The sequence below is a fragment of the Prosthecobacter sp. genome (assembly GCF_044232965.1).
Classification (GTDB): Bacteria; Verrucomicrobiota; Verrucomicrobiia; order Verrucomicrobiales; family Verrucomicrobiaceae; genus Prosthecobacter.
In genome coordinates this window covers 1-5,753 of sequence record NZ_JBIIKX010000138.1, presented here as the reverse complement: position 1 = coordinate 5,753, position 5,753 = coordinate 1, and the positions used below count along the sequence as shown (strand labels likewise).

General features: G+C 60.1%; 4 protein-coding genes. 2 read left to right on the top strand and 2 right to left on the bottom strand.

Annotated features, from left to right (window positions below):
- Both ACILSI_RS26560 and ACILSI_RS26555 read right to left on the bottom strand, forming a co-directional pair.
- On the bottom strand, positions 1-599 hold a 599-nt coding region (locus ACILSI_RS26560; RefSeq protein ID WP_395724953.1), incomplete at its 3' end, for a tetratricopeptide repeat protein.
- Positions 600-644: 45 nt separating this feature from the next.
- Positions 645-1,283, bottom strand: a complete 639-nt coding sequence (locus ACILSI_RS26555; RefSeq protein ID WP_395724952.1) for an N-acetylmuramoyl-L-alanine amidase family protein — start codon at positions 1,281-1,283, stop codon at positions 645-647.
- 371 nt (positions 1,284-1,654) lie between these two features.
- Between ACILSI_RS26555 and ACILSI_RS26550 the strand changes: the two genes are divergently transcribed.
- A complete protein-coding gene (locus tag ACILSI_RS26550; RefSeq protein WP_395724951.1) occupies positions 1,655-2,737 on the top strand; it encodes a ribonucleotide-diphosphate reductase subunit beta in 1,083 nt (360 codons plus the stop codon).
- A 197-nt stretch (positions 2,738-2,934) separates the two neighbouring features.
- Positions 2,935-5,753: ribonucleoside-diphosphate reductase subunit alpha (locus ACILSI_RS26545; RefSeq protein ID WP_395724950.1), on the top strand; the 2,819-nt coding region annotated here is incomplete at its 3' end.

The following is a 5,753-nucleotide window of genomic DNA, read 5'->3' as shown; positions in this document are numbered from 1 at the left end:
TCCTCTTTGAGAGCCTCCATGCCGCCGACGCCGGAGAAATTGAGCTTCGGCTTCTCGAAATCGGCCAGACCGAGGTCGAAGGCCGCCCCGCCACGCGGATGACCGTCGTCATCGTCTTTGGTTTCGTTCGCGGACTCGATGTAACTGCCGCTGGAGGTGATCGCGGCGCGTTTGCGGCCTGCATCGTCATCGGAGGCCGGTTTGACGCCGTGGAGGTCTTTTTCGATGCCTGGATCGGCCAAAGCACGATTCAGCGCGATGCCTTGATCATACATCGCCTTCGCCTTGGGCAGATCCCCCTCGGTGATGTGAATGCGGGCGAGCAGCAGGAAGGCGGCGGCGCAGGAGGGCGTGTCGGAGAGGATTTGCTCGGCCCTCACGGCGGCTTGGGAGGTCTTGCCTTGCAGCAAAGCGACTCTGGCGAGACCCAGCCGCGCCTCGGCATGCGCAGGATCGTTTTTCAGCACGTTTTGGAAGCTCTGCTCCGCGTCTTCAACGAACCCTTCCTCAAGACAGCCTTCCGCAAAGAGCATGAGCAGCGGGGCGTTGTCGGGCGAATGTTGCAGGGCGAGGCGGAGCGCGTCGAGATTTTGAGCCATGGGAGAGCGACTCCAGCGTGCGCAGGTGGAGGTGGCAAGGAAATTTCACAGCGCCCGGCGATAGGACTCCACTTTGGCGATGAACGCCTGCCATTTTGGGCCGAGACGGCCGCGATCGAGAAGGAAATGCGGGCAGAGCTTGTGCCCGAGGTCACGTCCGTCGTCGTGGCGGATCATGCGCCAGTGCATGTGCGGGACGACATGGGAGGTGGGAATGCCATGCTCGTTGAGCAGCCAGGCGGTGAGGCGGGCGGTCTTGTCGAGGGTACGGGCGCGGTCGTTGCCGCGATTTTCGCACATTTCGATGCCGATGGAACTGCGGTTGCCGGGGCCGTCGTAATCGGCGTGCTCGCCGCGCTCGTTGGTGGGCAGGCTTTGATAAATGGAGTGGTCATCCACGGTGAAATGCCAGCCGATGTAACCGATGGCGTTGTGCCGGCCTTTGATGGAGCCGCGCTTGAGCATCTGGGCATGCGCGTAGGCATTCCCGCCGCGCGAGCGGTTTTCTGTGGCGTGGATGGTGATATAGCGCGGCGTCATCGACCGGTGCTTGATGCGCGAGTAGCGGCCCTTGGGTACCAGATCGACGGTGACGCCGGGAGGGGTCCGCTGTGGAACAATGACCGAACAGGAGCCCAAAAGGCAGACCAGCAGCCCACAGCCGACGATTTTCTGAATATTCATGGTTTAAAAGAGGGAAGCAGATTGCATGACAAGATCGGGCCGGAGGCCGAAAGAGCAGGTGGGATTTTGGTCTTTTTTCGGTTCCTCATTGGTTTTCAATGGGGTGCGCTGGAACTGAAAAAATTCTCAAATTCGGCCCTCATGGGCGGCATTTTGACGCCTGAACTTTTTTTTCAGCGTGGAACCCTTGAGTTTGCGATGAGAAACGTTTTTCAGCACAATGGCTGGGAAAAAAATCTCGCCAGGGCACAATATCTTGTGCATGATCCGCATCGGCACCCGCAATATATAGTATTTATAGTGCGCTTTGGTTGCTCTCCTGTTTTCCCGGTAATTGACTCAATCACTCCTCATTCTGCAACGAAATCGTCATGGACAAGACATTCAAAATTGGCAACCGCGAGTTTGTTCTCGATCAAGACAAGGCTGAAGCCGCCTTCGCGGACAAGATGGTCATCAATGGCCGCAAGAGCATGACCTTTAACCTCTTGCCGCTGAAGTACCAGTGGGCCTATGACCTCTATCGCACGATGAAGGCCAACCACTGGGAGCCGGAGGACATCCAGATGCAGAAGGATGTGGAACAATGGCGCTCCAACGAGATCACGCAGAACGAGCGCTGGATCATCATGATGGGCATCGGCTACTTTTCCGCCGCCGAGGGCATCGTGGGGGACAACATCCAGCACGTCGTGCGCGAGCTGGTGACCGCTCCCGAATTGAAGCTGGTGCTCGGCCGCCATGCGCATGAGGAGAACATCCACGCCGACTCGCTGCTGTACATGATTTCCTCCCTCGGCATCAATCCGCATGAGTGCGAGGCGATGTTTGAGCAGATCCCGACGATCGTGAAGAAAAACGAGTTCGTCACCCGCATCTCCAACAACATGCGCCGTGATCTGGACCTCACGAAGCTCGAAAACAAGCAGCTCCTGGCCAAGAACATCTTCATGTTCGGCCAGTGCATGGAAGGGACGCAGTTCTACGGCCTCTTCGGCATGATCCTGAGCCTCTACCGCCAGAACAAGTTCCCCGGCATCGGCCAGATGTTCCGCTACACGCTGCGGGATGAGTCGAACCACATCGAGGTCTTCCGCAACCTCTTCATGGATCTCGTGGAAGAAAACCCGGACCTCTGGACCGCCGAATTCCGCGAGGAACTCGTCAGCATCATGCGCGAGGCCATCCGGCTGGAGAAGGAATTCATCCGCGACTGCCTGCCCGTGAACGCCGTGGGCCTCAGCGCCGACGAGTTTGAGCAGTACATCGACTTCATCGCCGACCGCCGCCTTGCCGGCTGCGGTCTGCCCGCCCTGAGCCCCGGTGTCACCAATCCGCTGCCCTGGCTGGCGGAGATGATGGACGTGCGCAAGGAGCAGAACTTCTTTGAGGGCAAGGTCACGGACTACCAAAAGGCGTCCGCCCTCGTCCACAGCTCCGACGACGACCTGTAAAGTTTCCGGGATCGAACATGTTCGCTGGAGTGATCCGGCGAAGATTTTTTATCCTCTAAAATCCCTCGTGCTCCTTAATCAAACTCAACGCTCCTCCCGCCATGATCGCCAACCTGCTCCAAGAAGACAAAGTCCTGAAAAGGGTCACCCAAACCCCCAAAAACCAGAAGCCCCACTTTGAATGGAGCGCTCTGGCCGTGTCTGCCATCGGTGAAACCGTGCCCGCCTCCATCAAGGTGAGCATCGGCGGCAAGGAGCGTGACTTTGATTCTGCCGAGATCGCCGACACCGTGGGAAGCGCCCTGACCGACCTGTTCCTGGCCCGTCAGAAGGAAGGGGACATCTACAATGAGACGAACCGCCAGTTCGTGCAGAACATCTCCAAGGCGGTCACCGAGGAGATTCATCAGCGCACGGCCCAGCTTGCCGAAGGGAACGGCAGGGCGGCCACGCTGAACGCGAAGGACATTTACCACTGCATCGAGCGTGCCCTGATCAAGCACAACGCGCATGACGTGGCCCGTACCCTGGCCGAACGTCGCAAGCGCACCGAGCCGCATGATCCCTTCGCCGATGCCATCCCGCAGCCCCTCATCGTGAACACCAAAGTCATCCGCCGCAGCGGCCAGCTCGTCCCCTGGAACCACAACAAGATCGAGATCGCCGTCCGCAAGGCCTTCCTCTCCCTCGAACTCGACTCCTCGCCTGCCGTCCAGATCGCCGAGACCGTCAGCCGCTACATCGCCGACGAAAACAAGCAGTTCATCCACATCGAGGACGTGCAAAACCTCGTCGAGGAAGAATTGATGAAGCAGGGCTTCTTCAAGGTCGCCCGTGGTTACATCCAGTACCGTGCCTTGCGCACGAACATGCGCGACACCGACGAGCAGGAGGCCGCCATCGCCAATGACATCGAGAGCCAGGAGCAGCAGGCGCTCATCGTCGTCAAGACCGCCGACGGCAATTCCTTCCTCTGGGACGGCGCGGATCTGAAGAAGCGCATCGACTTCGCCATGCTCGGCCTCGATTTGTGCCTCACCCGCGCCGAGATCGAGATGGAGCTGCGCCGCTCGCTCAATTCCGACATCACACTGGAGCATCTGAAGCAGACCATCACGCTCAATGCGAAAACGATGATGCAGAAGGACGCCGACTTCGCCAAGTTCGCCGCCCGCATCCTGCTCAGCTACATCTATGAGGAAGTCCTCGGCTGGGACATCGTGCGTGATGGCATCGAGGCCCTGCGCGACTTCCATCGCCGCGCCTTCCGCCGCAATCTCGCCCGTGGCGTCGAGATCGACCGCTACAACCCGCGCCTGCTTCAGTTCGATCTCGACAAGCTCGCCGACGCGCTCGACCCCGCCGCCGACATGGACTTCGACTTCCTCGGCATCCAGACCCTCTATGACCGCTACTTGATCGTCGATAAAAAGATCAAGCCCTCCAAGCGCCTCGAAACGCCGCAGCTCTTCTGGATGCGCGTCGCCATGGGCCTCAACGTCGGCGAGCGCGACGGCAATCCCGAGGACAAGATCATCGCCATCTACAAGCTCTACAAAGGCCGCCGCTTCTGCTCCAGCACCCCCACGCTCTTCAACAGCGGCACGCTGCATTCCCAGCTCAGCTCCTGCTACTTGTACAAAGTGGACGACAGCATCGAGTCCATCATGATCCGTGGCATCGCGGAGAATGCCTTCCTCTCCAAGTGGGCCGGCGGCCTCGGCGGCTCCTGGACCAGCGTGCGCGGCACCGGCGGCTACATCAAAGGCACCAACGGCGAGTCCCAGGGCGTCATTCCCTTCCTCAAGCTGCACAACGACCAGCTCATCGCTGTAAATCAAGGCGGCAAGCGCCGTGGCTCCGGCTGCGCCTACCTTGAGGTCTGGCACAACGACATCGAGGACTTCCTCCAGCTCCGTGTGAACACCGGCGACGAGCGCCGCCGCACCCACGACCTCAACACCGCCAACTGGATTCCCGATCTCTTCATGAAGCGCATGGAGGCCCGTGGCACCTGGACCCTCTTCCGCGCCAACGAAGTCCCCGACCTTCACAACCTCTACGGCAGCGCCTTTGAAAAACGCTACGTCGAGTACGAGGCCCTCGCCAAGACCGGCAAGATCTTCGGCAAGGAAATCGAGGCCGTCGATCTCTGGAAAAAGATGCTCAAGTCCATCTTCGAGACCGGCCATCCCTGGATCACCTTCAAAGACCCCTGCAACGTCCGCAGCCCGCAGGACCACGTCGGCGTCATCCACAGCTCCAATCTCTGCACCGAGATCACGCTCAACACTTCCGCTGACGAGACCGCTGTCTGCAACCTCGGCTCCGTCCTCATCGACAACCACCTCGACGACTCCGGCGGCATTGATCACAGCAAGCTGCGCGAGACCATCCGCGTCGCCGTGCGTGCGCTCGACAACGTCATCGACATCAACTTCTACCCCACCGAGGCCGCCAAGACCTCGAACACCCGCCACCGCCCCATCGGCCTCGGCGTCATGGGCCTGCAATACGCCCTCTACCGCAAAGGCATCCCCTTCGCCTCGAAGGAAGCCGTCGAGTTCAACGACGAGTTCATGGAAGCCGTCGCCTACTACGCCTACGAGGCCTCCAGCGACCTCGCCGCCGAGCGTGGGCAGTATTCCAGCTACAAAGGCAGCAAGTGGGACCGCGGCCTCCTCCCGCAGGACACCGTCGATCTCCTCGAAAACGAGCGCGGCGTCCCCGTCGAGGTGCCACGCGGCGGCAAGATGGACTGGAGCGCCCTCCGCGCCAAGATCGCCAAGCAGGGCATGCGGAACAGCAACGTCATCGCCATCGCGCCGACCGCCACCATCTCCAACATCATGGGCTCCAGCCCCTGCATCGAGCCCCTGCTCAGCAACATGCTCGTGAAGGCCAATCTCTCCGGTGACTTCATGCTCCTCAATCCCTACCTCATCCGCGACCTCAAAAAGCGCGGCCTGTGGACCGCCGACATCCAGAACAAGCTCAAGTACATGGACGGCGAGAT

Bases quoted from the DNA above. Each gene is read 5' to 3' on its own strand.
- ACILSI_RS26555 (WP_395724952.1), bottom strand. From the start codon at position 1,283: ATGAATATTCAGAAAATCGTCGGCTGTGGGCTGCTGGTCTGCCTTTTG.
- ACILSI_RS26550 (WP_395724951.1), top strand. From the start codon at position 1,655: ATGGACAAGACATTCAAAATTGGCAACCGCGAGTTTGTTCTCGATCAA.